Source organism: Rhizobium cerradonense, from assembly GCF_030182455.1.
In the GTDB taxonomy this organism is placed as follows: domain Bacteria; phylum Pseudomonadota; class Alphaproteobacteria; order Rhizobiales; family Rhizobiaceae; genus Rhizobium.
The window spans coordinates 57,232-83,671 of sequence record NZ_JAQJCK010000020.1 but is presented as its reverse complement, the minus strand read 5'-3'; the positions used below and the strand labels follow the sequence as shown (position 1 = coordinate 83,671).

Genomic DNA, 26,440 nt, shown 5'->3' with positions numbered 1-26,440 from the left:
TATTGGCCATCGACGACAGGGCATCCATCTTCTGGGCTCGGCTGATGCGCGGCACCATGTCCATGGCGATGACGGTCGCTCCGCTGGACCTGGCCTGATCGAGAAGGTCCTTGTTCTGTGCCGGGTAGAAGAAGGAGATCAGCGTCTTACCCGGTGCCAGCCGATCGACCTCTGCGGCTTCGGGCGGACGGACCTTGGCAATGACGTCGGATGTCTCGTAGAGCAAAGCCGCGCTGTCGACCACCGTGACACCCACGCCACGATACGCCTCGTCCGAAAATCCGGCCGCTTTTCCAGCACCGGTTTCGATCACGCACTCGTAACCGAGTTTCTGGAGCTGAAGAGCGGCCTCTGGCGTCAGAGCAACGCGCGCTTCATGCTTGCTCGTTTCCTTAACTGCTCCGATCTTCATCGTATCTTATCCCCCGACGATCGCTCCGCGACGCCTTCAGCCTGCTCTTCCAATCACTGCCATGAAATCGCATTGAACCAGCGAAGGTCCTTCCACCAACAAGGGCTGAGAGTGTCGAGCCGGTCGGGTTTCGGGGTCCGGGAACATGCGCACCCATTCCTCATTGAGCGGCCCTCGATTGTTGCGGTCGCGCAGATAGACCGTCATCTTGATGATGTCCTCGGTGCTGCCGCCGGCGGCCTCGACGATCGCCTTCATATTTGCGAACACATGGGCGCACTGGGATGTGAGGTCCTCCGGCATGACTTGCGTTTCGGGATCTACGCCGTGGATCGCACCCGATACGACCAGGTTCCCGATCCGACACGCGTTGGGGACAGGGAACTTGTGTGCTAGACGTTCGACGGTGACGCTCTTGCGGTGGCTTGTGGCGGAGCTTCCCTGCACCACATCGGTCGGATTGGTCATTGGCGATTGAGACATGTGTTTCTCCTGTCATCTCACTTCAGCGCTCCATCGGGCGCCGAGGGTGCATGGTCTCTGGCAGCGCACGTAGTTATTTTGGCGCATCCGCGGGGTTTGCGTAGTTTGTGCCGCTCGGCCCATATCCTGTGATCGCGACGAGGGCTGGCTCGTCTCGCGTTTCCCCGAAATGGTTGGCATTGGCGGGTTCGGTGTAGATGCCTCCCGCCGGAAGCACATTGAGCTTGGTTTCATCGTAGGTATTGCCAAACCCAACGTAGAAGGTGCCCGACAAGACGGTTACGAAGCGGGAATCGGGATGCGATAGCGGCATGATGCGCTTGTGTGGTTCGAGGCGCAGCAGAACCGTGTAAAGTCCTGCTTTCGTCGGATCGCCATAAAGCATCTCAGCGCTCTGGCCGGAGACCTGGGACACACCGACTGTCTTCGAGGCGCTCTGAGTAATCGAAAGTTGCTGGGGCGTCGCAACCATGATTTGCATTGGTCCGCCTGCGGCTTGCGCTTGGGCGATGCTCTCCTGTATCGCCAAAGTCATGGCAAGAACCAGGTACGGGAAAGTTGATTTCATTGGTCTCTCCTTGGTCCAGGAAGAAGCTCCACGGAAGCATCCAGGTTGCGTCGTGGAGGGTTGCGATTTGTCCCAAGCGCATGCGCTCGGCAAACCGGTGGTTGGTCGTTTCGTCTCTCGGGGCGCGGGCCCGAGGTCCTATGTCATCTCTGTGGATCGCATATCGCGTGCGGCCGGGTTCCAACGGTCCCGGTGGGGTCAGGGGCTGCCCGCAGCGGTTTGTTCCCTCGTTGCGGCGGACTGGTCGTCGTCCTCATCCGCCGTTGGACCGAGGCCCGGCACAAGATTGATGCCTTTCGTTTCAGGAAGCAGCAGCGTTGCCACGATCGCGATGCTGTAGCCGAGCAACGCGATCAGCCCGATGGCCTCTGCCAAGGTGATCCACTGTGCCAGAATGCCGATGCAGGAGACTGCGACCGCACCGGCCGCCTTGCCGAAGTTATAGGCGAAGCTTTGACCGCTGCCGCGCACCGCTGTCGGGAAGAGTTCGGTAAAGAAGGGACCCAGCGCTGCGTAGTTGCCGATCGTGAAGAAGCCGAATGGCACACCCATCAGAATGAGTCCCCAGCCCGACAGCGGCAGGAACATATAGCCAATGGTCACCACCCATGAGCAGACCAGAAACAACTGGAATGTCCGTCGCCGTCCGAGCACGTCGGACAGGTATGCGCTTGCCAGGAAACCGAAGAACGAACCGCCGGTAACCAGAAATACGTAGTAGCCTGAGGCGCTTGGCGAGAGGTGACGGACCGTCTTCATGAACGTCGGCAGCCAGTTGACAATTGCTCCGCCCACGCCGACGACGCCGAAGGCCAGCAGCGAAGCAAGGATCGTCACCTGCAGCATGCCAGGGTGGAAGATCGCGCTGAGGCCCGGGTCGCGGCCGGTGGCCTTTATCGCAGCTCGGGTCTGTTGATAGAGTTCCGGCTCCTCGATCGTTCGGCGCAGATGCAGAACCAGAAGTCCGGGCAGCACGCCGATCATCAGCAGGGTCCGCCATGCATATTCCGCCGGTACGTAGGCCAGAACGATGCTGGCCAATATCGCCGCGGCACTCCAGCCGACGCCAAAACCACTTTGAACGCTGCCCACCGCCTTGCCGCGGTGGATAGGCCGGATGATCTCGCCCATCAGCACGGCACCAGCGGCCCACTCACCGCCGAAGCCCAGCCCTTGCAGCACCCGCACGACGATGAGCTGTTCGAAGTTCTGCGTGAAGCCGGCGATGAGAGTGAACACCGAGAACCATAAAATGGTGAACTGCATGACGCGGACGCGACCGAAGCGGTCTGCCAGATAACCGCATGCCCAGCCACCCACGGCGGCTGAGAGGAGTGTCGCTGTGGCGAGATAGCCCGCTTGCGCCGTCGTCAATCCCCATGCTGCGATCAGCACCGGAAGCACGAAGCTGAACAGTTGCGCATCCATCGCGTCCACTGCCCACCCCGCAAAGCATCCCCAGAACGTATTTCGCTCTCTATTTGTTAGTTCGCGATACCAGCCGAACATTTGGTCTCCTCCCAATGTTGATTTTTCGCACTCAGCCGGTCACACAACGAGCGGCGTCAGTCCTCCATCCATCGTCAACGACGCGCCGGTCACGTAGGATGCTCGAACGCTGGCGAGATAAAGCGCGGCATCGGCCACCTCCTCTGGGGTGGCATAGCGCCCAAGCGGTATGCGCTGCTGGTTTTGACGCAGCAGCTCCTCCGGCGGCTTTCCGGTGGCGCGCGATTCCGCGTCCAGCGACATTTGCACCCGATCGGTCATCGTGGCCCCGGGATTGATGACGTTGACGCGTATGCCCGCGTGTCCCCAAGCTGCAGCCAGACCGGCCGAGGCCAGCATCAGCGCCGCGTTCGCAGCGCCGCCAGGAATATGGATCGGCGAGGCGATCTTGCCGCCAGTGCCGATAATGTTGACGATCGCACCCGCGCGCCGCGACACCATGCGCGGCAAGACGTAGTCCATGACGTTCATGTAGGTGAAGAACTTCGCATCCATCGCGATGCGCCACTTGTCCGGCGTCAGTTCGCTCGGGGGTACGCGCACGGCGCCACCGGCGGAATTGACCAGCACAGCAATCGGCCCGACCTGCTCCTCAACCGCAATGACTGCGCGCTCGGCTGCGGTGCCATCCGACAGGTCCGCGGCGAAGGGCGCGACATCGATGCTATCAGCCGCAAGTGCTGCCTGGGCGGCGGCCAGATTATTCGCACCGCGCGATATGATAGCCACGCGGGCGCCTTCCCTGGCGAAGGCCCGGGCGCAGGCAAGACCGATGCCTTTGCTGCCGCCCGTGATCAAAACGACTTTCCCGTCCAGCTCGAGGTTCATTGCGCATTCTCCTGTTTCAGCACATCCGGATTGTGGATGTTGATCGGCGCGCCTTGGGCAAAGGCGACGATCTGGTCAAAGGCATTGCCGTAGGCATATTCGTAGTTGTCGCGCTCGACATAGCCGAGATGTGGCGTGCACAAGGCGTTTGGCAGCATCAGCAAGGGGTCGCTCGGGTCCGTCAAAGGTTCGTGCTCAAACACGTCGACCGCCGCCTTTCCGGGTCGGCCGTTGCGCAAGGCTGCGACCAGCGCCCCAGGCTTGATCAACTCCGCGCGGCTCGTGTTCACCAGCAGGGCTGTCGGCTTCATCAGGGCAAGGTCGTCGGCGTCGATCAAGCTGGCAGTCTCGGCATTCAGGCGCAGGTGCAGGCTGAGCACGTCCGATTGCTCGAACAGGACCTGCTTGCTTGCTGCGATTGGAAAGCCTTCTTGTCGCGCCCGGTCCAGAGACCCCTGGCGCCCCCAGATCAGCAACTCCATGCCGAAGGCGACGCCGATCCGCGCCACCATCGCGCCAAGCCGGCCAAAGCCATAGATCCCGAGTGTGCGGCCGCGCAGTCCGAGTCCGACGGTCGTCTGCCATGACCCTTCCCGAAGCGCGGCGCTTTCAAGCGGAATGTTGCGCATCGCCGAGAGGATGAGGCCCCAGGTGAACTCCACGGTTGGATATGAAGGCCGTTGCGTCAGAGCCGAGGAGACCAGAACGCCGTGCCGCGTGCATGCGGCGAGATCGATGTGCGGCACATGGCCATTCTGGCTGATCAGCTTGAGGTTCGGCAGTCGGCTGACCAGCGCTTCGTCCACCTTGGTCCGCTCGCGCAGCAGCACGAGTACGTCGGCATCGGCAAGTCGCTCTGCCAACATGTTCACGTCGGCTACTGCATCGTTCCAGATCGTCACCTCATGGCCTTGAAGTTTGCTGAAGCAGTCGAGCGTACGAACGACATCCTGATAGTCGTCGAGGATAGCCACACGCAGTCTAGGGTTGAGATTGGCCATTATAGTCACTCTTTGCTCGGCAAGTCGGCAACTGCGGTCCCTGCATCGATTGCACCGCATTTTTCGTGCTCGAAGGCAGCCTTCGCCAGCGCCCGCTCCAGCACCTCGGCCGCGCGCGCAATCGGGATGAAGCAGACGCCGGTCTCATCGGCGACGACGATATCGCCGGGCGCGACGCGAATGCCGGCGATCTGGATATCGCCATTGATTTCCACCGTCTCGATGCGCCATTTGCCCGTAACCGGGGTGATCTCGGTGGCCCAGAGTGGATATTCCACACGACGGGAATGGCCGACGTCACGGATGCCACCGAAGACGATGGCGCCGGCTTCGCCCTGCCGTTTGCCGGTCTGCGCCGAAATGCCGCCCATGTTGGATATGCCGGCAACACCATCGATGACGACGACGTCACCAGGCAGCGCCAGATTGTGAGCCTCGAACTCCGCCATGCGGTTCACATGGTTGCGGGCAGTTTCGTAGACATGGTCGCGTTGCATGATATTGCGCACGGTCAGGGCCGGCCCGACGATGCTTGCGTTCGGCAGGGTCGGCTTGAGAACCGATGCTCCGATAGCGCCGGTGATGCCCAGCTCGTCCATGACGTCGGCGACCACGCTCGTCGCATCGGGGATGCGTTTGAACTTCTCGATGAGGCCATGCGGCGGACGTGGCGCCCGCATCAGACGAATACGATCGGGGCTGATCTTACCGGTCAGCTTCGGCAACAGGTCTCCGGCAGGAGCATCATTCATGAGATAAATCCTCGCAGTATATTGCGCAGTTGTCTGTCGCAGCCTTATCTCCGATGCAGGACATCATCGTTCTGGCTCTTGTCGATACAGTTGCCCAAAAGGTTTGAATCGTCCAATTTAGATTTAGAGGGCACGATTATCATCGTGGTGAATAACATGCGGCTTGATCTCAACCTGCTGGTGGTCATTGAAGCGATTATGCTGGAGCGGAACGTGACGCGAGCCGCAGCCAGTCTGTCGATGAGCCAGCCAGCAGTCAGCAACGCGCTTCGGCGCGCCCGAAAATTGACGCACGACCAACTTTTCCTAAAAGTTGCGGACGGCGTTCAGCCAACCTCACGGATGCTCGCCATTTGGCCCGAGCTTCACCGTTCGCTCGCGGTCATCAGAGCCTCAATCGCACCGGAGCAATTCGACCCGCGCTCGGACCCGACCAGCTTCCGAATTGCCGTTACGGATAGCCTTGCCGAGGAAGCGGTCTGCGGCATTGCGCTGAAGCTGCGCGCGATGTCACCCTATGCCCGCTTGGCATTTTCTTTCCATACCAATGCGAGCTCTCTTGAGGGGATAGAGCGTGGCACGCTTGACTGCGCCGTCGGTATGTTTCCGTCGCTCCCACGAGACATCCATGTTCAGGGGCTTCGGACAGATCACTACATGTGCGTGATGCGGCGAGGACATGCATTAGAGGGAGAGATGGACCTTGATCAGTTCGTCGCAGCTTCGCATGTGCTGGTGACGCCATCGGGGATGGATTTGGGCGTGATCGATGGCTGGTTGAGCCTGCATGGTCGCACAAGGACAATCGCCGTCGTCGTCAACCATTTTGTCGATGCGCTGCGCATTGTCGCGGGAAGCGACCTGATGACCTGTGTGCCCAGCGGATTCATCAACGGACATGGCCGATCGCTCGTCTCCCAGCATGGATTGGTCGTTCGTCATCTTCCTTTCGAGGCCGAGAAGCTGGTCTATAAGCTCGTGTGGCATGAACGCGTTCACACCCATCCCGCTCACCAATGGTTCCGCTCGCTTGTTGCCGGTATTTGCGGAAACGTCGGAGCGGATAATGCCGGCTGAGGCTGTGGTCATACATTCAATGCGGAGTTTTTCCATCGGGTAGCCGCCAACGACCGTTTTTCATCCGTGAAAAATACCCTGCAGATTTGGCTGTTTGCCACTCGGGCCGCTGCCCCTATCTCCACCCGCAACGGCAAACGATCGCGGAGGATGACATGCTGACTGAACCCGACAATGCTACCACAATGGTTCTCTGGAATGGCCGCGAGATTCCGCGCCTCGGCATGGGATGCTGGGCGATCGGCGGGCCGTTTTATGCCGGCGACGTGCCACTTGGCTGGGGCGAAGTCGATGACGATGAATCGATCCGCGCTATCGAGCGGGCGGTGGATCTTGGCATTCGGTTCTTCGATACCGCCTCGAATTATGGGGCTGGCCATTCCGAAGAGGTGTTAGGTCGGGCGATTGGCAATCGAGGCGATATCGTCATCGCGACCAAATTCGGTTCCGCGACGGACGAGAAGACCAAACAAGCGATCGGCGCTTTCGCCGACCCGGCCTTCATCCGGCAGTCCGCCGAGACGTCCTTGCGCCGGCTGCGCCGCGATCGTTTGGACCTGTTGCAGTTCCATCTCAACGATTTTCCGCTCGAAGCGTCGGACGAGGTATTTGAAACGCTGGAAACGCTCAAGGACGAAGGCAAGATCGACGCTTTCGGCTGGAGCACGGACCATCCGGATCGTGCCGCACGTCATCTGCATCGCGCAGGATTCGTGTCGATCCAGCATACGATGAATGTTTTCGAGCCGGCTTCGGCGATGATCGATATCATCGAGCGCAATGGCCTGATTTCCATCAATCGCGGTCCGCTCGCCATGGGGTTGCTCAGCGGCAAGTTCACGCCTGACAAAACGGTCGGCGAGAAGGATGTGCGTGGCGCAAGCCTCGGCTGGATGATCTACTTCAAGGAGGGCAGGATCGCTCCTGAATTTGCCGCCCGTCTGGAAGCGGTCCGCGATCTGCTGACCGAAGACGGCCGCACGCTGACGCAGGGTGCGCTTGCATGGCTATGGGCGCGCTCGTCGCGCACGCTGCCAATTCCCGGCTTCCGCACGGTGGCCCAGGTCGAGGAAAATGCCGGTGCCCTCGCGAAGGGACCGCTGCAGCCAGATGTAATGGCGAAAATCGATAAAGCGCTGGCTGGCCTCTAGCCCGGTCATGCCGCGACAAGGTCCTGCTTTCATCCCGCGCTGGCGGATCGATCGTCCGCTGAACCATCTGCGTGAATTCGATCACGGCCGCCGAGCTTTGCCATATAAAGTGCCCGGTCCGCGCGGGCATATAGGCTGAGGGCTGTGTCACCCGGCTGCGCGCACGCTATGCCTGCCGAAAATGTGTACTGAAATTCTGGATGCTCCGGCAGCGGTCTGGCTTTGCGAACGGAAACGAGCATCCGTTCGACGATCAAATGTGCCTGGCCGATGGGAGTGGCTGGAAGCGTGAGCACGAATTCCTCCCCGCCGATGCGTCCGAAGCAATCGGTGCGCCGGACGAGGCTATGAACCCGCTTTGCGAAGTCTCTGAGCACCAAGTCGCCAATCTGATGGCCGAATTGGTCGTTGATGCTTTTGAAGCGGTCGATATCGAGGACGCAGAGGCAGCCGGACGATGGCTCGGCGTCCGCTCGCGGCTGCAGCATGTCTTCGACACGGGCGGTGACGAAGCGGCGATTGGCAATACCGGTCAGTTCATCGGTATAGGAGGCCTTTATCGCCAGATCCCGGTCCTGCCGGACCGTGCGCGTCTTTGCCTTCAAACCCGTCACATCGCTGGCGACACACAGCATCCACCTATCTTTTTGAACCATCTCCGTCATCCAAAGCCAACGACCGTCGACGAGATCGGTCTCAAAGGCCCTGTAGCCGATCTTTCCGCGGCGAGATTGAGTAGAGATCAACCACTCTTCAAAGTCTGCAGCGTGGATGACAGTGCCGCGTTTCGCATGGAAATTCCGCCGCATCAGATCTGGCCACAACGGCGTCTCATCGGGCTCTATGAAAAAGGCTGTCCGAAACGCCTTGTTCGCGTAGCGCAATCGGTCGAATTCATCATAGGCAGCTACGAGAACAGGGGCGCTCTCGAATAGTTCAAACAGTCGGCTGATGTCATTATCCATGGGATCGACTTTGACAATCCTCGTGCGTGTTTTCATGAAGCCGGACGGTATGCAGGCGCCTCAGGGTCTATTTGTCGCCGAACGATGATCAGGTCAAGCTTAAGTAACATCGACAGGTGTCAGAGCGCTCGGTTCTCGCATGCATTCTCCCATGAAGTGGTTTTTTCGTTGGATGTCACAACGACCATCGTAACTCGCGCCAGCGTGGTGAAGTATCGGCGGCATCCGCGGCCCGCTATCTTGGCTCTCCGCTGATGCATCGCCGGATGAAGTTTCCGGCATGTATGATTGCCTGCCGTCCTGCTTCGAGCTGTGCGTTCCATAGCGGCCATGCGTGGATCATGCGCGGCCAGATCTCGAGTGTGACCTCGACGTCGGCTTCGCCGGCAGCCGCTGCAAATCTTGTGGCATCGGCAAGCAGGCTTTCATCCGATCCGACCTGAATGAGGAGCGACGGCGTTCCCTTCAGATCGGCATAGAGCGGGGAAACGCGAGGATCCCTGCGGTCCACATGCGGGGGCACGTAGGCCTCGGCGAGCTCAAGCAAATAGTCTTTGTGAATGAGCGGATCGATCGCATCCTTCGTGGCAAGCGTCGTGCCGGACATGGTCAGATCAGTCCAAGGCGAAATCAGCCAGCCACATGCCGGCAAGGCTTCACCGGCAGCGCGCAGTGTATTGATCAGCGAGACGGTCAGGCCGCCGCCGGCGCTATCGCCGCCAACGGCGATATGTTCGGCATTTATGCCCTGTCCGCGCAGAAAGCGCCAGGCGGCGATGGCATCGTCGAGAGCCGCGGGAAACGGATTTTCCGGCGCAAGGCGATAGCCGACGGCGAGCGTCCGCGCGCCCGCCGCGCGCCCAGCTTCGGTTAGCAAACGGCGATGGCTGACGATCGAGCCCGAGCAATAGCCGCCCCCGTGGAAGAACATGAGCACATGCGCGGCATTGCTGCCCGGCGCCAATGACCATTCCGCGGAGAAGCCGTTCAGTTCGACTTCTTCCAGTTCGATATCGTCGGCAATCGGCCAGGCGGCACCGACTTCCTCGATTCTATGCCGGCGCTCCGCCCATCCGACGGGGCGGGGCCTGGAACTTAATAGGGTTCGAATAGCATCGATTTCGCGGTGGTCCGCCATCTTGATCTCCGTGTAGGCCCGGATCGGATCATTGCTGGATTTCAGTCGATGCAGATGTGATTGCGGCAGCCGGACGCTATTTCGTCGGGCCGTTCTGTCGCTTTGGGACGTTCTTTGAGAATGCCGTCTAAGCTTCGTTGGTCCCAGTCACAGAATAGAATCGCGTTTGCGCTGTTGCAAGAACGTCGCAGGCAGTAATCGCTGATTGAGTCATTGCGACGTTATTACCCCGCCTCTGTAAGTCCTTTATTCTTCGGGCGGCAAAATTCGATCAACTGCTGCGAGCTCATTGGTCGTGCTAGCGCGTAACCTTGCAGCAAATGGCAACCAAGATCTTTCAGGATCTTCGCATGCTCCATGGTCTCCACGCCTTCGGCAACGATGTCGATGTTTTGCGATCGGCCGATTTCGATAATTGAGGAGACCAGACGGCGTTGGGATGGAGATGTGACAATCGGCTTGATAATTTCCCGATCGATTTTAAGCCTTCGTGGCTCAAATCTAAGTAGGCTGACGATGCTGGCATGTCCGGTGCCGAAATCATCAATCTCGATTTCGATCCCAAGCTCTTTGACAGCGGGAATGATCTCATTGAGAACAGGTTGAAGATCGTCGAAGGAGATTGTCTCAAGCAGCTCGAAACACAGGCGACCTCTCGCCAAGGGAAGTGCGGAAAGCTCGGCAAGCAGATTTGGCTGCGCCAGTCGACGCGCTGAAATATTGACTGAGACACGCGGGATGTCCATCCCAAGGCTGTCCCATCTTGTAAGCTCGAACAGGGCCTTTTGCAGGATCAGCCTGTCCATGTCGCCGCTGCGCCCCAGCCTTTCCGCGACGTCAAGAAATTTGTCCGGGGTGAGCAGACCTTTTCGCGGGTGATCCCAGCGGGCGAGTGTCTCGACGCCGACGATATCCAATGTGTCTGCGTTAAACTGCGGTTGGAAGAATGCGACCAGTTCATCGCGATCGAGCGCATGATTGAATTCGTCTGCCAGTTCTTTCGAATGGATTGTGGCGCTACGAAGCTCTTCGGTGAAAATGGCGGCGCGGCCGCGGCCCGTCTTCTTCGCCTCGTACAGGGCCAAATCGGCATTGAGAAGCAATTGACTGAGGTCCCGCCGGCGCGCAGCAGGTTCAGTCTCCCAGGCGACGCCAACGCTTGCACCCACCACACACTCCGCCCCATCAATGGAGAGGGGCTGCTCGAGCGTATCGACAATCTGTTGCGCCAATGCGTTTGCCTTAGGCTCGGCATCGGTGCTCCAGCTAGCGAAGATGAACTCATCTCCGCCGATCCGAGCCGCGACGTCGTTCGGGCCGGCCAAATTGGCAAGGCGCGAAGCCGTTGCCTGTAGCACCGTGTCACCTCCGGCATGACCTTTCGTGTCGTTGATCTCCTTAAATCGATCCAGGTCGATATGAATGAGGATCAGACAATCTTCCGGACCCGGTCTCGTCGGTTGCGAGATCATCTGGTCGATAAATCGCCTGTTAGGAAGCCCTGTGAGGGCGTCATGCAACGACAGGTATTCCAGCCTTTGCCGTGCTCGAACGAGCTTTTTCTTGTGAAGGCGAAGCTTTTCAATAGTTTTTTGGCGTGATTTGGTCAGAAAGCCGACCCAGATGATCGGTGCAACGACACAGAATGCCAACAGGCTCGCATAGAGCTCAAAAGTGGCAATCCCGCTATTTTGGCCCCATCCGTGCTTGGGCACCGCGGCGAGGGTCCATCGGCCATACGTCATATCAACGAATGTCACGACCGGTTGCTTCGAAAAAGTGTCCAGGCTGCCGAGAAAAACTTGTTTGGGCAAGTTCGGCTCCGGTACGGTGCTAATGGCAATCTCAAAGTCGGTCGATTCAAGGCCGCTATCTTGGTAAAGCCTCGGAATATCTACGATTCCAGAAAGAAGACCCCAAAAGATCTGACTTGTTCCGTCATTGATATAAACTGGGCACCTGACTATGAAAGCAGTCCCGCCCTGGACGAGCTCAACAGGCCCGGTCAGAACGATATTGTGGGTGTTGCGCGCCAGCATCGCGCCGTCGCGTTGCTTTTCATTCTTTCGGTAGTCGAGTCCGATGGCCTTTTCGTTTCCTTTTTCCGGATAAACCCACTTCACCACCATGCCAGGCGCCGCGGCGAAGCTTCGCAATTGTGAATCGGGCTGCAAGATTTCGGCAGCAAGTTTGGAAAAGGCGGTTTGGTCCATCGTTGGATTGACTGCGACACCAGCCGCCAGGCCTTGCAGCAGCTTCACATTGCTATTGAGGTTCGTCTGAAGCCGGGATGAAATGGTGGCAATCTCGCCGGCAACAATGGAGCGTTCATCGGCCAGCGATCGTTCCCGCCGCCAGTTCGTTGCAACACAGACGACGATGACTGCAATAGTTGCCGCAAATATTGCCGGAGCAAATGCGCCAGTATGGCCTATTACAGAGCTCGCGAAGCCGCGCAGTATCTTTGGATTTCTTCGAAACTTCATCAGGTTGCCGGTATAGAGGACACGCCTGTACCCTGACACAGTTTCTTTAAAGCAACACTAAACCGGTTAGGGCAAAGAATTTTACCCTCCACACGAGGTCTTTTGCCGGGTGATGACGGCATCCTGCAGCGCATGAGATCACGTGACTTTGAAGTAAGGTCGTTCGCTTGAAGTTGCCGAGGCTCGCAAGTGCCGCGTATCTTACCGGAGTGATTAATCCATTCGAGGGCTGTCTGATATGTCGGTAATGTTGAATCGCCGGAATGTCTGCTTAGGTCTATCTGCCTTAGCTATCGGTACCTTCAAATCCAGCGTCGTCTTTGCTCAAGAGAAGGAAAATGTGAATAGCGGCTCGGCCGCCTATTTGTATTTCTCCCAGCCGATTGATGAAAAGTCTACGCTCGATCTTACGAGCGGCATCATAAATCTCAGATCAAAGGGTTATGGCACAATATACCTGATGATAAATTCCATGGGTGGAAATATCGCTTCGGGCATCGCCCTATACCACATACTGTCTTCCATGGACGTTCAAATTAATACGTATGCAATTGCCAATGTTGAATCGGCGGCAGTTCTTTTATTCCTGGCTGGGAAAGAAAGAATTGCAAATAAAGAATCTCTTTTTGCATTTCACTCCGGCCAAGAAACCTTCAGCAGCGAAAAACTGACCGCCGATCAAATCAATGAGGGATATAACGCCCTTGCAATCGATGATGATCGAATGAAGGAAATATTCGAGGGGCGGCTTTCAATCAGCGACAAGCAATATGCCGACCTCCTGAGCCCGAAACTTCGATTTGTAAGGGCACCTGAGGCATTAAATATGGGCCTGGCAACACGGATCGGCGAGGTGAGCATACAACCGCATGATGGGCTGTTTTTTGTTCAATCCTCCGGCGGCAAGTAGTCTTGGTGAAATGCCTCTTTGGCCGGGTGGCGTTCGTATGGGAGCTACCTGAGCGAGACAATGCTCCGCATAAACAGAGGCGAATTCTCAGCATCCTGGAAGCCGTCTACGGCAAGTTCAAATCTCTTGATCGGAGCAATGCATGCGCCTTTTCAAGTCCACGCTCCTGGCCACGTTCTGCTTGATGGCTACGTTCGCCCAGGCTGCCGGTCTTCGCTTCATCAGCGTGCCGGTTGAGCCCGGCCTTCCGATGCTACAAGCAGCCGTCTGGTCTCCTTGCGCCGAAGAGGCGGGCGAGGTGAAATTTCGCATGACGACGCTGCCGGCCACGGAGAACTGTGCCGTGTCCGGCGAAAAACTGCCATTGATCGTGATCTCGCATGGCTATGGAGGATCCTTCGTCAGCCACCATGACACAGCCGAGATGCTCGCAGATGGTGGGTTCGTTGTCGTTGCGCTCAACCATCCAGTCGACGCGGGATCCGGCGGCGATATGAGCCGTGCCGACACTCTTGCCCCGTTCGCGGAGCGTCCGGCCGACATCACGCGATTGATCGACTACATGCTCACCGCATGGCCCGATCATTCGAAACTCGACCCCGAAAATATAGGGTTCTTTGGCTTCTCGAGAGGTGGCTATACAGGCTTGGTTGTTGCAGGCGGCACTCCCGATCTTCGAAAGGCTCTTGCGCTCTGCCCGGAGAATTCTCCGAAGCCCAGTTGCGCACAACTGCAGAAAAACGAGATGCCGACACAATCATTCGCGCATGACCCTCGCGTGAAGGCCCTTGTCATTGCCGATCCGGCTTTCGGTCCATTGTTCGGCCCAGACGGCTTAGAGAACGTGAAAACCCCGATTCAACTTTGGGCGTCGGAACACAGCGGAGAAGACAGAACTGGCGGTGAAGTGTCGTTTGACTTTGTTTCGGCTATCGATCGCGATCTGCCGGCCAAGCCCGACTACCATATCGTACAAGGTGCCGGTCATTTTGCCTTCCTTACGCCCTGCACGCCGGATTTGGCTAAGAAGCGTCCGGACATATGCGGCGACAGACCCGGGTTCGACCGAGTGGCCTTTCACAAGGAGTTCAATTCCGCGGTGTTGGCGTTCTTCCGGAGGCACTTGGAGCACTAACCGGCCGATCTGATGGCCGAATTGGTCGTTGATGCTCTTGAAGCAGTTCTGGCCAGAAGTGGGGCGTCCGCTGCAGCAAAGACGCCTCTTCGTATCTAAATCGGGTCCGCGCAGACATTGGAGCGGTAGATGTCGGTCATCCCCAGCCACTGCATGGTTCTCGTTTCGGGTGCTTTGTTCAAGGTGATATCCGTGACCACCGCAGCACTGTCCGCCCCGTTCTCGAAGACGCCGGCAATGCGTTCCACGGTCAGCCCGCCGATCGCCACCAGCGGTATGCTGCCGATGCGCGCCTTCCATTCGCCGATGCGGTCGAGACCCTGCGGCGCCCAGGCCATGGCCTTGAGAATGGTGGGGTAGATCGGACCGAGCGCGATATAGTCCGGACGCGCCGCCAGCGCGATCGCCAGCTCCGCCTCGTCATGCGTCGAAAGTCCCAGCTTCAAGCCTGCCTCGCGGATGGCGCCAAGATCGGCCACCGCCAGATCCTCCTGGCCGAGATGGATGAAATCGCAGCCTTCCTCGATGGCAAGTTGCCAGTAGTCATTGATGATCAACTGGCATTCGTGGGCGGCGCAGACCGCCTTTGCCTGGCGGATGTCTGCCCGTATCTCGGCCAGAGTGCGATCCTTGATGCGCAGTTGCACCAGTTTGACACCCAGTGGCACCAGCCTTTCGATCCATGCGGCACTGTCGACGATCAGGTAGAAAGGATCGAGCTTCATGCGAAAACCGCCTTTCCGATTACGGGTGTCGAAGGCACTGCCATGTCGCGCGGCTCCAGCATACCGGCGCCGAACGCCTGCCTGCCGGCGTCGATCGCCTTGGCGAAGGCTTCCGCCATTGCGGCAGGGTCGCCGGCGCCGGCAACCGCGGTGTTCAGCAGTACGGCATCGAAGCCGAGCTCCATGACAACAGCAGCATGCGAAGGTCGGCCGATACCGGCGTCCACGATCAACGGCACGTCGGGAAAATGTGCCCGCAGGGATCGAAGTGCGGAAAGATTGAGGGGGCCTGCCGCAGAACCAATCGGGGCGCACCAGGGCATCAGCACCCGGCATCCGGCTTCGAGCAGACGTTCGGCGACGACCAGATCGTCCGTCGTATAGGGAAAGACCTCGAAACCCTCACCGGTGAGAATGCGCGCCGCCTCGACGAGTGCGAAGACATCCGGCTGCAGCGTATCGTGGTTGCCGATCACCTCCAGCTTGATCCAGTTGGTTCGAAACACTTCGCGGGCCATCTTGGCGGTCAGCACCGCCTCCGATACGCCATGGCAGCCGGCCGTGTTGGGAAGAACGCGAACGTCGAGCGCGCGGATCATGTCGAAGAATGCGCCACCGTTGCGACCGCCGACCGCTTCGCGGCGCAACGATACGGTGACGATCTCGGTCCCTGATCGCTTGACCGCTTCGGCGAGGACTGCTGGCGAGGGATAGCGCGCGGTGCCGAGAAGAAGTCGCGACCCGATTTGGCTTCCGTAGAGATCGAGCATGGTCAGCCTCCTTGCATGGGTGTCAGGATCTCGATCCTGTCGTTGTCGACCAGAATATGTCCGTCGCGATCCTCGCGATGAACGAGTTCGCCGTTGACGGCGGTTGCCAGCCAGTCGCCTTCGTAGTCGAGGGCGGCCAAAAGCTGCGAAAGCGTCGTGGCGGCAATCGTCTGCGCTTCGCCATTAATGATCAGGTGCATTGGAAACTCCTTTGCGTCGTCCGTTCGGAAAAGACGAGATCGGCGGCTTCTGCCGCCATTGTCGGCGCCAGCAGAAAACCGTGGCGATAAAGACCGTTGAGGTATGTGACCTTGCCTTCCCGCATTACTCGCGGAAAATTGTCGGGGAGGGCAGGGCGGATGCCGGCGCCGGTTTCGACGATAGTGGCATCCGCAAAGGCTGGATGCAGCGTATAGGCTGCGTTCAGCAGTTCCATCATCGAGCGCGCAGTGATCGGGCCGTCGAATTCGGTCTCGATCATCGTCGCGCCGACCATAAACAGACCCTCGCCGCGGGGGACGATATAGACGGGAAAGCGTGGATGCAGCAGGCGGACGGGCCGGGCGAGCGTGATCTCCTCCGTATGCAGATAGAGCATTTCGCCACGCACGCCGCGCAGATCGCGACTTTGCCCGATGCGGGCAGCACCTGTGCAATCAACGATATCGGAGAAATCGTCTTCGCTCACATCTTCGTCGGTAAAGACGACGCCCTCTGCCGACAGCAACTCCTTCAACGCACGCAGCACCTGGCGAGGATCCAGATGAGCTTCACGCTGAAAGAACAGGCCATGTCTGAAGCGAGTGGCGAGAGTGGGTTCGAGTGAAGCAATGTCGTCCTCTTCCACCCATTGATGACCTGTCGTGCGGCTGGCAAATCGCCTCAGCTCTCCATGGTCGCGGGTCGATGCGACGACCAGCGTTCCGTTGCAGACGACCTTGCCCGGCAGGATCGCTTCCCACCGATCGGCGGCATCGAGGCCGCGTTTAAGCACAGTCTCAGCCGCGCTTTCGCGCTCGCACCAAGGCGCGAGCATGCCGCCGGCGAGCCAGGAAGCAGCGCGAGCGAAGTTTGGGTGCGGGTCGAAGACGATCACTTTCGCACCACGGGCGTGCAATTCGCGTGCGACCGTGAGGCCGGCGACGCCGGCCCCCTTCACAAGGACACGCATGTCAGTCTGCCTTATGGGTTGGGGTGTCGATCGGCATATAGAGATCGCCGCCCTCACGGTATTTCGCCGCCATCGCGTCCAGCCCTTCCTTCTGCGCTTCGGCGCGGATGTCGTGCGAAATCCGCATGGAGCAGAATTTCGGGCCGCACATCGAGCAGAAATGCGCAACCTTGTGGGCTTCCTTTGGCAAGGTTTCGTCATGGAAGCTGCGGGCGGTGTCGGGATCGAGCGACAGGTTGAACTGATCTTCCCAACGGAACTCGAAGCGGGCGCGCGACAATGCATCGTCGCGCACCTGCGCGGCCGGGTGCCCCTTGGCAAGATCGGCAGCATGGGCGGCGATCTTGTAGGTGATGACACCTGTTTTGACGTCATTGCGATCGGGCAGGCCAAGATGTTCCTTCGGCGTGACGTAGCAGAGCATCGCCGTGCCGAACCAGCCGATCATGGCAGCGCCGATGCCCGAGGTGATGTGGTCATAGCCCGGCGCGATATCGGTCGTCAGCGGCCCGAGCGTATAGAAAGGCGCCTCGCCACAAACGGCGAGCTGCTTGTCCATGTTTTCCTTGATCTTGTGCATCGGCACGTGGCCGGGGCCCTCGATCATCACCTGGCAATCCTTCGCCCAGGCGATCTTCGTTAGCTCGCCGAGCGTTTCGAGTTCGGCAAATTGCGCCGCGTCGTTGGCATCGGCGATCGAGCCGGGGCGCAGGCCGTCGCCGAGCGAGAAGGAGACGTCATAGGCGCGGCAGATATCGCAGATTTCCTCGAAATGTTCGTAGAGGAAGCTCTCGCGATGATGGTGAAGACACCACTTGGCCATGATCGAGCCGCCGCGCGAGACGATGCCGGTCACGCGATTGACGGTGAGTGGGATGTAATGCAGCCGTACGCCGGCATGGATAGTGAAATAATCGACGCCCTGTTCGGCCTGCTCGATCAGCGTATCGCGATAGATTTCCCAGGTGAGGTCTTCGGCGATGCCGCCGACCTTTTCCAGCGCCTGATACAGCGGCACCGTGCCGATCGGCAGCGGCGAATTGCGGATGATCCATTCTCGGATATTGTGGATGTTGCGGCCGGTCGAAAGGTCCATGACGGTATCGGCGCCCCATCGGGCAGCCCAGACCATCTTCTCGACTTCCTCCGCCATCGATGACGTGACGGCGGAGTTGCCGATATTGGCGTTGATCTTCACCAGAAAATTCCGGCCGATGATCATCGGTTCGCTTTCGGGGTGATTGATGTTGGCGGGGATAATCGCCCGGCCGGCGGCGACTTCCTGGCGGACGAATTCCGGCGTGACATGATCCGGAATATGAGCGCCGAAGCTCTCGCCGTCGCGAATCAGTGCTTCGGCGTTGGCCTTGCGGCCGAGGTTTTCGCGAATGGCGATGAACTCCATCTCCGGCGTAATGATGCCGGCCCGTGCATAAGCGAGCTGGGTGACGGCTTTACCGTCCCTGGCACGTAGCGGCCGGCGTCGCCCTGGGAATTCCGGTGTGAGCCGTTCGCCGCTGACAAAGCCGTTGTCCTCGGGGCGGACATGGCGGCCCACATAGGATTCGACATCGCCGCGGGCGAGCACCCAGTCACGGCGCAGTTGGGGCAGGCCCTGCTCGATGCGGATCTCGGCGCCCTCTATCGTGTAGGGACCGGAGGAATCATAGACGACGACAGGCGGCTCGCCTGCGGTCGGATGGACGCTGATCTCGCGCATCGGTACGCGGATATCGCTATGGATATCTCCAGAAATATGGATCTTCCGCGATGCCGGCATCGGGCCAGTCGTGACGGTCGGGGTAAGATTCTTTGCGGCAATGGTCATGGTTTGAGGCTCCAAATTGCAGTTGGAGACCCAGTCAATCAGCCGGAATGATGGAAAGACGCCGGCACGGATTCCACGCATGAATCCAAAGCCTTCGAGCGCTTGCACCGTCCCTACGCCAGTATGAACTGGATCAGGTTCAACGGGTCACTGCGCCCACAATCGGCAAAGCCGTATTGTTCAGCAGTATCTCAGCCCCTTGCCGGGACCCCCCTGGTGAATGTCGGTGATCGTAAAGGGCCGCTGCTGATGATGTCAAGCTTGCTCTCATTGCGGCTCGGGCGTCGAGCGATATCTCTGTCCCGAGCCTGGCTGATGAAAGATGTCCGTATTGGCGGTTACAGGAGGAAATTGGCTTGACTGATTTGCTCAACCATTCTTAATAAACTGATCTGCTGGACCAACCAGTGGACCGGAGGGTGCGATGGACGAAAGTCCGATCTTAACCGAGGTGCCGAATATCGCGCGTGGTCTCGCCCGCCGGACGGCGCGTGACGTTATCGCTCAGAAGCTGATGGTCCTGATAGCAACCAACATGTTGCGGCCGGGCGACGAGTTGCCGGGCGAGCGCGAACTGGCAAGCGTTCTCCATGTCAGCCGCGAAACGGTGCGCGGCGCCATCCAGACCCTGGCCGCGCAGGGTATCATCGCGGTTTCGCATGGCAGCCGCAGCCGCGTTTGCAAGGTCGACCTCAGCCACATCACGGTGACAATCGCCTCCCCCAATGCAATCGACAGCTACGATCTGGAGTCGGTTCACGCGGCCCGTCTCCATGTCGAGCTCAAGGTCGTCGGCGACGCTGCCGAACGGATCGACGATGCGACGCTGGCAAAGTTGCAGGCTCTTCTGGAGGCGCAGCGGCTTGGCGGAGACGATGTGATGCGTTTCCTCATTTGCGACCGCGAATTCCACGTTGCGATCTATCGCGCCGGTGGAAACCCGCTGCTCGCCGACTTTGTCACTGACCTATACACCTACATGATGAATTACCGCCGCAACGCTATGTCCAAGCCGGGCGCTATCGAAGCGAGCTACGACGATCATCTATCGATCTACGAGGCTCTCGCACGGCATGACCGCGATGCCGTCGTCGACGCGTTCCGGCATCATCTGACGCGTATTTACGAAACGACCAAGGTTCTGCTGGCGACCGGCAATACCGGCAATACGGTTTGAGCCGCTGAGCATGAGGAGATCTGGCTGATATGCATGTGATGGTTATCGGGGCGGCTGGCATGATCGGCCGCAAGCTGGTGGAGAAGATTGGTCTGCAGGCAGATGTGCTTGGCCGCGGGATCGACAGGTTGACGCTTGTCGACGTTGTTCCGCCGCCGGTTCCGGCCGCGCTTGTATCCGTTTCCACGGCGATGACGGCCGATCTTTCTGATCCCGCGAGTGCCACCAAGCTTTCCGGCTTGCGGCCGGATATGATCTTTCATCTGGCGGCGATCGTATCCGGCGAGGCCGAGGCGGATTTCGATAAGGGCTACCACACCAATCTCGATGGCACGCGCTCGCTCTTCGAGGCCATCCGGCACGAGGGGCTGAAGGAGCCCTATAACCCCCGCGTCATCTTTGCCTCGTCGATCGCTGTTTTCGGCCAACCCTTTCCGGAGAAGATCGGCGATGATTTCTTCACGACCCCTCTGACGAGCTACGGTACGCAGAAGGCGATCTGCGAACTGCTGCTTGCCGATTATTCGAGGCGCGGCATCTTCGACGGCATCGGCATTCGCCTTCCAACAATCTGCATCCGCCCCGGCAAGCCGAACAAGGCGGCCTCTGGCTTCTTCTCGAACATTCTGCGCGAGCCTCTTGTCAATCAGGAAGCCGTGCTGCCGGTGGACGAGAATGTCCGACACTGGTTTGCCAGCCCACGTTCCGCAGTCGGCTTCTTCATCCATGCCGCACGCATCGACAGCAGCAAGATCGGGCCGCGCCGAAATCTCACCATGCCCGGACTGTCCGCGCTTGTTGGCGAGGAGATCGAGGCTCTGCGCCGCGTTGCCGGCGAAAAGGCGGTCAAGCTCATCCGCCGTGAGATCGACCCCACAATCCGCTCGATTGTTTCCGGATGGGCGACGGATTTCGATGCGCGGCGCGCAACGGCACTCGGCTTCAGGGCGGAAACCAATTTCGATGAGATCATAAGGATCCACATCGATGATGAACTTGGAGGGAAAATCTGAGATGGCGCAGCCCGCAATCGCACCAAAAACGCAGATCGCCCTTGTCACCGGCGGAGGTACCGGCATCGGCCGCAGCATCGCCAAAGCGCTGAGCGCGGAAGGTTATACCGTTGTCCTCACCGGGCGCCGTCATGATGTGCTGGAAAAGGCAGCCAGCGAACTCGCCGCCGAGACTGGCGGCACGATGCGGGCGATTGCCTGCGATATCGGGGCTCCTGAACAGGTCGCTGACCTCTTCGGCAAGATCAAATCCGAATTCGGCCGGCTCGATCTTCTCGTCAACAATGCCGGCAGCGGTGCGCCTGCGATACCGCTCGAAGAGCTCACCTTCGACCAGTGGAACGGCGTGGTGGCGGCCAACCTCACCGGCGCGTTTCTTTGCACGCAACAGGCTTTCAAACTGATGAAGTCGCAGGTGCCTCACGGCGGCCGCATCATCAACAACGGGTCGATTTCGGCGACAACGCCCCGGCCAAATTCCGCCCCTTATACCGCGACCAAGCATGCGATCACCGGCCTTACGAAATCGACCGCGCTCGACGGACGCCCATTCGATATCGCTTGCGGCCAGATCGATATCGGTAATGCCGCAACGGACATGACCGCGAGAATGAGTTCCGGTGTGCTGCAGGCGAATGGAGAAATTGCCACCGAACCGACGATTTCCGCCGAGCATGTCGCTCGCGCGGTCGTCTACATGGCAAGCCTTCCGTTGGAGGCAAACGTCCTGACCATGACCGTGATGGCGACAAAGATGCCGCTCGTCGGAAGGGGATAGGACGTCGAAATTGAATTGGTTGGCGTTCTGGCGGTGAATGTCTCGGAGGAGGAGATGACCGGCAGAGCCAAGAAAGTGACAAGTTCTGGGAGGGACTTTTATGGCAGGTGTCGAGTTTGTCGATGTCAGGAAATCATTCGGGGCGTTCCCGGTTATCAAGGGTGTGAACATTGAGATTGCCGACGGGGAGTTCGTGATCTTGGTCGGACCGTCCGGATGCGGAAAATCCACGCTTCTGAGAATGCTTGCCGGCCTCGAAAACATTTCCGCCGGCGAGATCCGTATCGGCAATCGTGCCGTCAACGGTGTAGCGCCGGGTGACCGCGACATAGCCATGGTCTTTCAGAATTATGCGCTCTATCCGCATATGTCGGTGGCGCAGAACATGGCTTTCTCGCTGATGCTTAAGCGCGCGCCGAAAGCCGACATGGATATGCGTGTCAAGAAGGCTGCGGAAATCCTGGGCCTTACCAAACTTCTCGACCGCTATCCCCGCCAGCTTTCCGGCGGCCAGCGCCAGCGTGTCGCCATGGGCCGGGCGATCGTGCGCGATCCGCAGGTCTTCCTTTTCGACGAACCGCTTTCTAACCTCGATGCCAAGCTCCGGGTCGCCATGCGCGCGGAGATCAAGGAGCTTCATCAACGTCTCGGCACCACGACCGTTTACGTCACGCATGATCAGATCGAGGCCATGACGATGGCCGACAAGATCGTCGTCATGCATGACGGCGTCGTCGAGCAGGTGGGAAAGCCGCTGGATCTCTACGACACGCCTGCCAATCTTTTCGTCGCGGGCTTCATCGGTTCGCCGGCGATGAACATGATCAAAGGCCGCCTCGATGCGGAGAATGGCAGCCGGTTCATCGCGTCGGACGGAACTGTCCTGCCGGTGGCAAATCCGCCCGCTGGCGCAAAGGGCCGGGATCTCGTCTATGGGCTGCGCCCGGAATACATCGCGCTCGACGCCAACGGTCTGCCGGCGGAAATCATCGTGATCGAGCCTACCGGGTATGAAACGCAGATGACCGTCAGGTTTGGCGGCAGTGATGTCAACTGCATCTTCCGGGAACGGATCAATGCCCGACCCGGCGATACGCTGCGCGTTTCCATCGACGCGCCGCATGTCCATCTATTCGACGCCGAAAGCGGTCGGAGATTGACGATCTGATACCGCTTCGGCGGGAAGCAGGAAAAAGAGGAGTTTTCCTGCTCGCCCGTCGGTGCGGAAATATCCGGCAAGGTCGGATGCGATGGTCGTCGTCCACCACACGGGAAGGTGGGCGCCGGGGGGATTTGCTCCCGTTTTCAAAGGAGGAGTATCATGACATTCAAGAGACGTGACTTTCTTGCCGCATCCGCGGCCGCGGCCGGCATCGCTGGCCTTGCGCCGCTCGGCATTCGCCCATCTTTCGCCCAGACCGAACCCAGCTACACGCCCGAAAAGGGCGCAAGTCTCAGGCTTCTTCGCTGGACACCCTTCGTCAAGGGCGACGAGGATGCCTGGCTTGCCAATACCAAGAAGTTCACGGAGGCAACGGGCGTCGAGGTTCGTGTCGACAAGGAAAGCTGGGAAGACATCCGACCGAAGGCCGCTGTCGCCGCCAATGTCGGTTCCGGTCCCGACATGGTGATGTGCTGGTTCGACGATGCTCATCAGTATCCTGACAAACTCGTCGACCTGACCGAACTCGGCAACTATCTCGGCAATAAATACGGCGGCTGGTATGACGGCGTGCGCGGTTACGCAACCCGCGGCGACAAGTTCATCGCCATGCCGTTGACGGCGATCGGCAATGCCGTCGTTTATCGCGACAGCCACGTAAAGGCGGCGGGCTTCAGCGAATTCCCCAAGGATACCGCGGGGTTCCTGGAGCTTTGCAAGGCAATGAAGGCGAAAGGCACGCCGGCCGGCTTCCCGCACGGCAAGGCCGTGGGCGATGGCAACAATTATGCCCATTGGCTGCTTTGGAGCCATGGCGGCAAGATGGTGGACGAAGGCGGCAAGGTGACTATCAACAGCCCTGAAACGCTGGCGGCCATCCACTATGCGATGGATCTCTATGCGACCTTCATTCCCGGTACGGAAAGCTGGCAGGACATCAACAACAACCGCGCCTTCCTTGCCGGGCAGGTATCGCTGATCGCAAACGGCGTATCGGTCTATTATGCGGCGAAGAAGGACCCGAAGCTCGCCGAGATCGCCGCCGATATCAGAACCACAAACTTCCCGATCGGCCCGGTCGGCAAGAGCGTCGAGCTGCACCAAACAAGCTCGTTGGTTCTGTTCAGCCATACCAAATATCCGGAAGCCGCCAAGGCCTATATCAAGTTCATGATGGAAGGCGATCAGATGAACGCCTGGATCCAAGGGTCGAGCGCCTATTGCTGCCAACCCTTGAAGGCCTTTGCCAACAACCCCGTCTGGACTGCCGATCCGGTCCACGCACCCTATGCCCGCGCCTCGGAAACGCTGCGCCCGAACGGCTATGCCGGTCCTCTGGGCTATGCTTCGGCAGGTGTGATGGCCGATTACGTGCTCGTCGACATGTTCGCCGCCGCCGTAACCGGCCAGATGTCGCCGGAGGATGCGATGAAAGAGGCCGAGCGCCGGGCGAACCGCTACTACAAGGTTTGATCCTTCGCGAAGATCTGCAGCGTGCCGGCAACGGCATGCTGCGACTGTCCATCAGGAGATAATATCATGTCGACTGTGCCATCCGGGGATATCACGCGCAGCCCGATCAGATCGCTCATGCAAAACAACAATATGCTCGGCTTCCTCTTCATGTTGCCGGCGGCCATCTTTCTGATTTGTTTTCTTACCTATCCGCTGGGGCTCGGCGTCTGGCTCGGTTTCACGGACACGCGGATCGGGCGTGCCGGGAGTTTCATCGGACTGGAGAATTATCAATTCCTGGCCCATGACTCCGTCTTCTGGCTGACGGTCTTCAATACCTTGCTTTACACCTTCGTAGCCTCTGTCCTGAAATTCGTGCTCGGCCTCTGGCTGGCGCTGCTTCTCAATCAGCATCTGCCATTCAAGTCGTTTTTCCGGGCGATCGTGCTGCTGCCCTGGGTCATTCCAACGGTGCTGTCAGGATTGGCATTCTGGTGGATCTACGATTCTCAATTTTCCATTATCTCGTGGTCTCTGATGAAGATCGGCCTGATCCATGGCCCGATCAATTTCCTCGGCGATCCGATCAATGCGCGCATCTCGGTCATCGTCGCCAATGTCTGGCGCGGTATCCCTTTCGTGGCGATTTCCCTGCTTGCCGGTCTGCAGACCATTCCCGCTTCGCTTCAGGAGGCGGCATCCCTGGATGGGGCCACGAGTTGGCAGCGCTTCCGTTACGTAACGCTGCCGATGCTTACGCCGATCATCGCCGTGGTGATGACGTTTTCGGTACTGTTCACGTTCACGGATTTCCAGCTCATCTATGTGCTGACCAAGGGCGGGCCGGTCAACGCGACGCATCTGATGGCGACGCTTTCCTTCCAGCGCGGCATCCCCGGAGGGCAGCTCGGCGAGGGGGCGGCAATCGCGGTTGCCATGATTCCCTTCCTGCTTGCCGCCATCATGTTCAGCTTCTTTGGTCTGCAGCGCCGCAAATGGCAGCAAGGCGGACAGGACTGAGATCGGGAGAACCTCATGAACACCAAAGCCAACACCGCCAATCCGGTACTCACCGATAATGTCGAAGGCATGGGCTATCTCAACCGCCTGCCTCGACGCATCGTCATGCTTTATCTGCCGATGGCGGTCTTCGTCTTCGTGCTTCTGTTTCCCTTCTACTGGATGGCGATCACGGCCATCAAGCCGAACGCACAGTTGACCGACTACAATAACTACAGCCCCTTCTGGGTGGTGGGGCCGACACTCGATCACATCAAGTACCTGTTCTTTGAAACGTCGTATCCGGGCTGGCTATGGAACACGATATTGGTGGCGGTCGGATCGACTGCGCTGTCGCTCTTAGCCTCAATCTTCGGCGCCTATGCAATCGAGCGCGTGCGCTTTACCGGCTCGCGTTCGATCGGCTTGCTGATCTTCCTGGCCTACCTCGTCCCGCCTTCGATCCTCTTCATTCCTTTGGCCTTTATTGTCTTCAAGCTCGGGATCTACGATTCCAGGCTGGCGCTCATCTTCACCTACCCGACGTTTCTTATCCCGTTCTGCACCTGGCTCTTGATGGGCTATTTCAGATCGATACCCTTCGAACTGGAAGAAAGTGCGCTGGTCGATGGCGCCAGCCGCTGGCAGATCCTTGTCAAAATTATCCTCCCGCTGGCGGTGCCTGGGCTGATATCGGCCGGGATCTTCGCCTTCACTCTCTCCTGGAACGAATTCATCTACGCGCTCACCTTCATCCAATCGTCGGAAAACAAAACCATCCCGGTTGGTGTTCTGACGGAGTTGGTGCGCGGCGACGTTTTCGAGTGGGGTTCGCTCATGGCCGGCGCTCTATTCGGTTCATTGCCGGTCGTCATCCTCTACTCCTTCTTCGTCGACTACTACGTTTCGTCGATGACTGGTGCTGTGAAAGAATAATGGGAGAGCGG

General features: G+C 59.0%; 25 protein-coding genes, 1 pseudogene and 1 riboswitch. Of the genes and pseudogenes, 11 read left to right on the top strand and 15 right to left on the bottom strand.

Going from position 1 to position 26,440, the window contains the following annotated elements:
• The 7 genes and pseudogenes from PH547_RS28865 to PH547_RS28835 form a co-directional block, all read right to left on the bottom strand.
• Positions 1–412: pseudogene (locus tag PH547_RS28865) on the bottom strand (Re/Si-specific NAD(P)(+) transhydrogenase subunit alpha); the annotation flags it as partial.
• Between the two features lie 36 nt (positions 413–448).
• Positions 449–895 carry a RidA family protein gene (locus PH547_RS28860; RefSeq protein WP_285170098.1) on the bottom strand — a complete coding sequence of 149 codons (447 nt, stop codon included), beginning with the start codon at positions 893–895 and terminating at the stop codon, positions 449–451.
• 73 nt (positions 896–968) lie between these two features.
• Positions 969–1,463 (bottom strand): cupin domain-containing protein, encoded by a 495-nt coding sequence (locus PH547_RS28855; RefSeq protein WP_285170097.1) that lies wholly within the window; start codon positions 1,461–1,463, stop codon positions 969–971.
• Positions 1,464–1,661: 198 nt separating this feature from the next.
• Complete coding sequence (locus PH547_RS28850) at positions 1,662–2,972, bottom strand: MFS transporter (protein ID WP_285170096.1); 1,311 nt, start codon at positions 2,970–2,972, stop codon at positions 1,662–1,664.
• Between the two features lie 39 nt (positions 2,973–3,011).
• Complete coding sequence (locus PH547_RS28845) at positions 3,012–3,800, bottom strand: SDR family oxidoreductase (protein ID WP_285170095.1); 789 nt, start codon at positions 3,798–3,800, stop codon at positions 3,012–3,014.
• On the bottom strand, positions 3,797–4,801 hold the full coding sequence (locus PH547_RS28840; protein WP_285170094.1) for a D-2-hydroxyacid dehydrogenase family protein: 1,005 nt from the start codon (positions 4,799–4,801) through the stop codon (positions 3,797–3,799). Before PH547_RS28840 ends, PH547_RS28845 begins: the two co-directional genes overlap by 4 nt.
• 5 nt (positions 4,802–4,806) lie before the next feature.
• Positions 4,807–5,553: an RraA family protein gene (locus PH547_RS28835; protein ID WP_104827464.1), complete on the bottom strand. Its 747-nt coding sequence runs from the start codon at positions 5,551–5,553 to the stop codon at positions 4,807–4,809.
• A 78-nt stretch (positions 5,554–5,631) separates the two neighbouring features.
• Between PH547_RS28835 and PH547_RS28830 the strand changes: the two genes are divergently transcribed.
• On the top strand, positions 5,632–6,630 hold the full coding sequence (locus PH547_RS28830; protein ID WP_260304390.1) for a LysR family transcriptional regulator: 999 nt from the start codon (positions 5,632–5,634) through the stop codon (positions 6,628–6,630).
• 155 nt (positions 6,631–6,785) lie between these two features.
• Positions 6,786–7,781, top strand: a complete 996-nt coding sequence (locus PH547_RS28825; RefSeq protein ID WP_285170093.1) for an aldo/keto reductase — start codon at positions 6,786–6,788, stop codon at positions 7,779–7,781.
• 29 nt (positions 7,782–7,810) lie between these two features.
• Here the strand turns inward: PH547_RS28825 and PH547_RS28820 are convergent, their stop codons facing one another.
• From PH547_RS28820 to PH547_RS28810, 3 genes are all read right to left on the bottom strand, one after another.
• Complete coding sequence (locus tag PH547_RS28820; protein ID WP_285170092.1) at positions 7,811–8,746, bottom strand: sensor domain-containing diguanylate cyclase; 936 nt, start codon at positions 8,744–8,746, stop codon at positions 7,811–7,813.
• 235 nt (positions 8,747–8,981) lie between these two features.
• Positions 8,982–9,884: an alpha/beta hydrolase gene (locus PH547_RS28815; protein ID WP_285170091.1), complete on the bottom strand. Its 903-nt coding sequence runs from the start codon at positions 9,882–9,884 to the stop codon at positions 8,982–8,984.
• Between the two features lie 224 nt (positions 9,885–10,108).
• Positions 10,109–12,370 carry a bifunctional diguanylate cyclase/phosphodiesterase gene (locus tag PH547_RS28810; RefSeq protein ID WP_285170090.1) on the bottom strand — a complete coding sequence of 754 codons (2,262 nt, stop codon included), beginning with the start codon at positions 12,368–12,370 and terminating at the stop codon, positions 10,109–10,111.
• 238 nt (positions 12,371–12,608) lie between these two features.
• Between PH547_RS28810 and PH547_RS28805 the strand changes: the two genes are divergently transcribed.
• Together PH547_RS28805 and PH547_RS28800 are read left to right on the top strand one after the other, a co-directional pair.
• Entirely contained in the window at positions 12,609–13,280 is a 672-nt protein-coding gene (locus PH547_RS28805; RefSeq protein ID WP_285170089.1) for an ATP-dependent Clp protease proteolytic subunit, read from the top strand.
• Positions 13,281–13,422: 142 nt separating this feature from the next.
• A complete protein-coding gene (locus PH547_RS28800) occupies positions 13,423–14,415 on the top strand; it encodes an alpha/beta hydrolase family protein (RefSeq protein WP_285170088.1) in 993 nt (330 codons plus the stop codon).
• 95 nt (positions 14,416–14,510) lie between these two features.
• Here PH547_RS28800 and PH547_RS28795 read toward each other — a convergent pair whose 3' ends face one another.
• The 5 genes from PH547_RS28795 to thiC are packed head-to-tail and all read right to left on the bottom strand — an operon-like array spanning position 14,511 to position 18,909.
• Entirely contained in the window at positions 14,511–15,140 is a 630-nt protein-coding gene (locus PH547_RS28795; protein WP_285170087.1) for a thiamine phosphate synthase, read from the bottom strand.
• Positions 15,137–15,910: a thiazole synthase gene (locus tag PH547_RS28790; protein ID WP_285170086.1), complete on the bottom strand. Its 774-nt coding sequence runs from the start codon at positions 15,908–15,910 to the stop codon at positions 15,137–15,139. The genes PH547_RS28795 and PH547_RS28790 overlap by 4 nt, the downstream gene beginning before the upstream one ends.
• 2 nt (positions 15,911–15,912) lie before the next feature.
• Positions 15,913–16,110 (bottom strand): sulfur carrier protein ThiS, encoded by a 198-nt coding sequence (gene thiS, locus PH547_RS28785; RefSeq protein ID WP_283052375.1) that lies wholly within the window; start codon positions 16,108–16,110, stop codon positions 15,913–15,915.
• Positions 16,101–17,081, bottom strand: a complete 981-nt coding sequence (thiO, locus tag PH547_RS28780) for a glycine oxidase ThiO (protein ID WP_285170085.1) — start codon at positions 17,079–17,081, stop codon at positions 16,101–16,103. Before thiO ends, thiS begins: the two co-directional genes overlap by 10 nt.
• A 1-nt stretch (position 17,082) precedes the next feature.
• A complete protein-coding gene (thiC, locus tag PH547_RS28775; RefSeq protein WP_285170084.1) occupies positions 17,083–18,909 on the bottom strand; it encodes a phosphomethylpyrimidine synthase ThiC in 1,827 nt (608 codons plus the stop codon).
• A 92-nt stretch (positions 18,910–19,001) separates the two neighbouring features.
• A riboswitch (TPP riboswitch) is annotated at positions 19,002–19,134 on the bottom strand.
• A 199-nt stretch (positions 19,135–19,333) separates the two neighbouring features.
• Between thiC and PH547_RS28770 the strand changes: the two genes are divergently transcribed.
• The 7 genes from PH547_RS28770 to PH547_RS28740 all read left to right on the top strand — a co-directional run bounded on the left by PH547_RS28770 (position 19,334) and on the right by PH547_RS28740 (position 26,429).
• Complete coding sequence (locus tag PH547_RS28770; protein WP_104827452.1) at positions 19,334–20,086, top strand: FadR/GntR family transcriptional regulator; 753 nt, start codon at positions 19,334–19,336, stop codon at positions 20,084–20,086.
• 29 nt (positions 20,087–20,115) lie between these two features.
• A complete protein-coding gene (gene denD, locus PH547_RS28765) occupies positions 20,116–21,099 on the top strand; it encodes a D-erythronate dehydrogenase (protein WP_285170083.1) in 984 nt (327 codons plus the stop codon).
• Position 21,100: 1 nt separating this feature from the next.
• On the top strand, positions 21,101–21,877 hold the full coding sequence (locus PH547_RS28760) for an SDR family oxidoreductase (protein ID WP_285170082.1): 777 nt from the start codon (positions 21,101–21,103) through the stop codon (positions 21,875–21,877).
• Between the two features lie 100 nt (positions 21,878–21,977).
• A complete protein-coding gene (locus PH547_RS28755) occupies positions 21,978–23,045 on the top strand; it encodes an ABC transporter ATP-binding protein (protein ID WP_104827449.1) in 1,068 nt (355 codons plus the stop codon).
• 153 nt (positions 23,046–23,198) lie between these two features.
• Positions 23,199–24,512, top strand: a complete 1,314-nt coding sequence (locus PH547_RS28750; RefSeq protein ID WP_285170081.1) for an ABC transporter substrate-binding protein — start codon at positions 23,199–23,201, stop codon at positions 24,510–24,512.
• A 66-nt stretch (positions 24,513–24,578) separates the two neighbouring features.
• Positions 24,579–25,514 carry a carbohydrate ABC transporter permease gene (locus PH547_RS28745; RefSeq protein WP_285170080.1) on the top strand — a complete coding sequence of 312 codons (936 nt, stop codon included), beginning with the start codon at positions 24,579–24,581 and terminating at the stop codon, positions 25,512–25,514.
• A gap of 15 nt (positions 25,515–25,529) precedes the next feature.
• Positions 25,530–26,429, top strand: a complete 900-nt coding sequence (locus tag PH547_RS28740; RefSeq protein ID WP_104827446.1) for a carbohydrate ABC transporter permease — start codon at positions 25,530–25,532, stop codon at positions 26,427–26,429.
• Positions 26,430–26,440 lie beyond the last annotated feature (11 nt).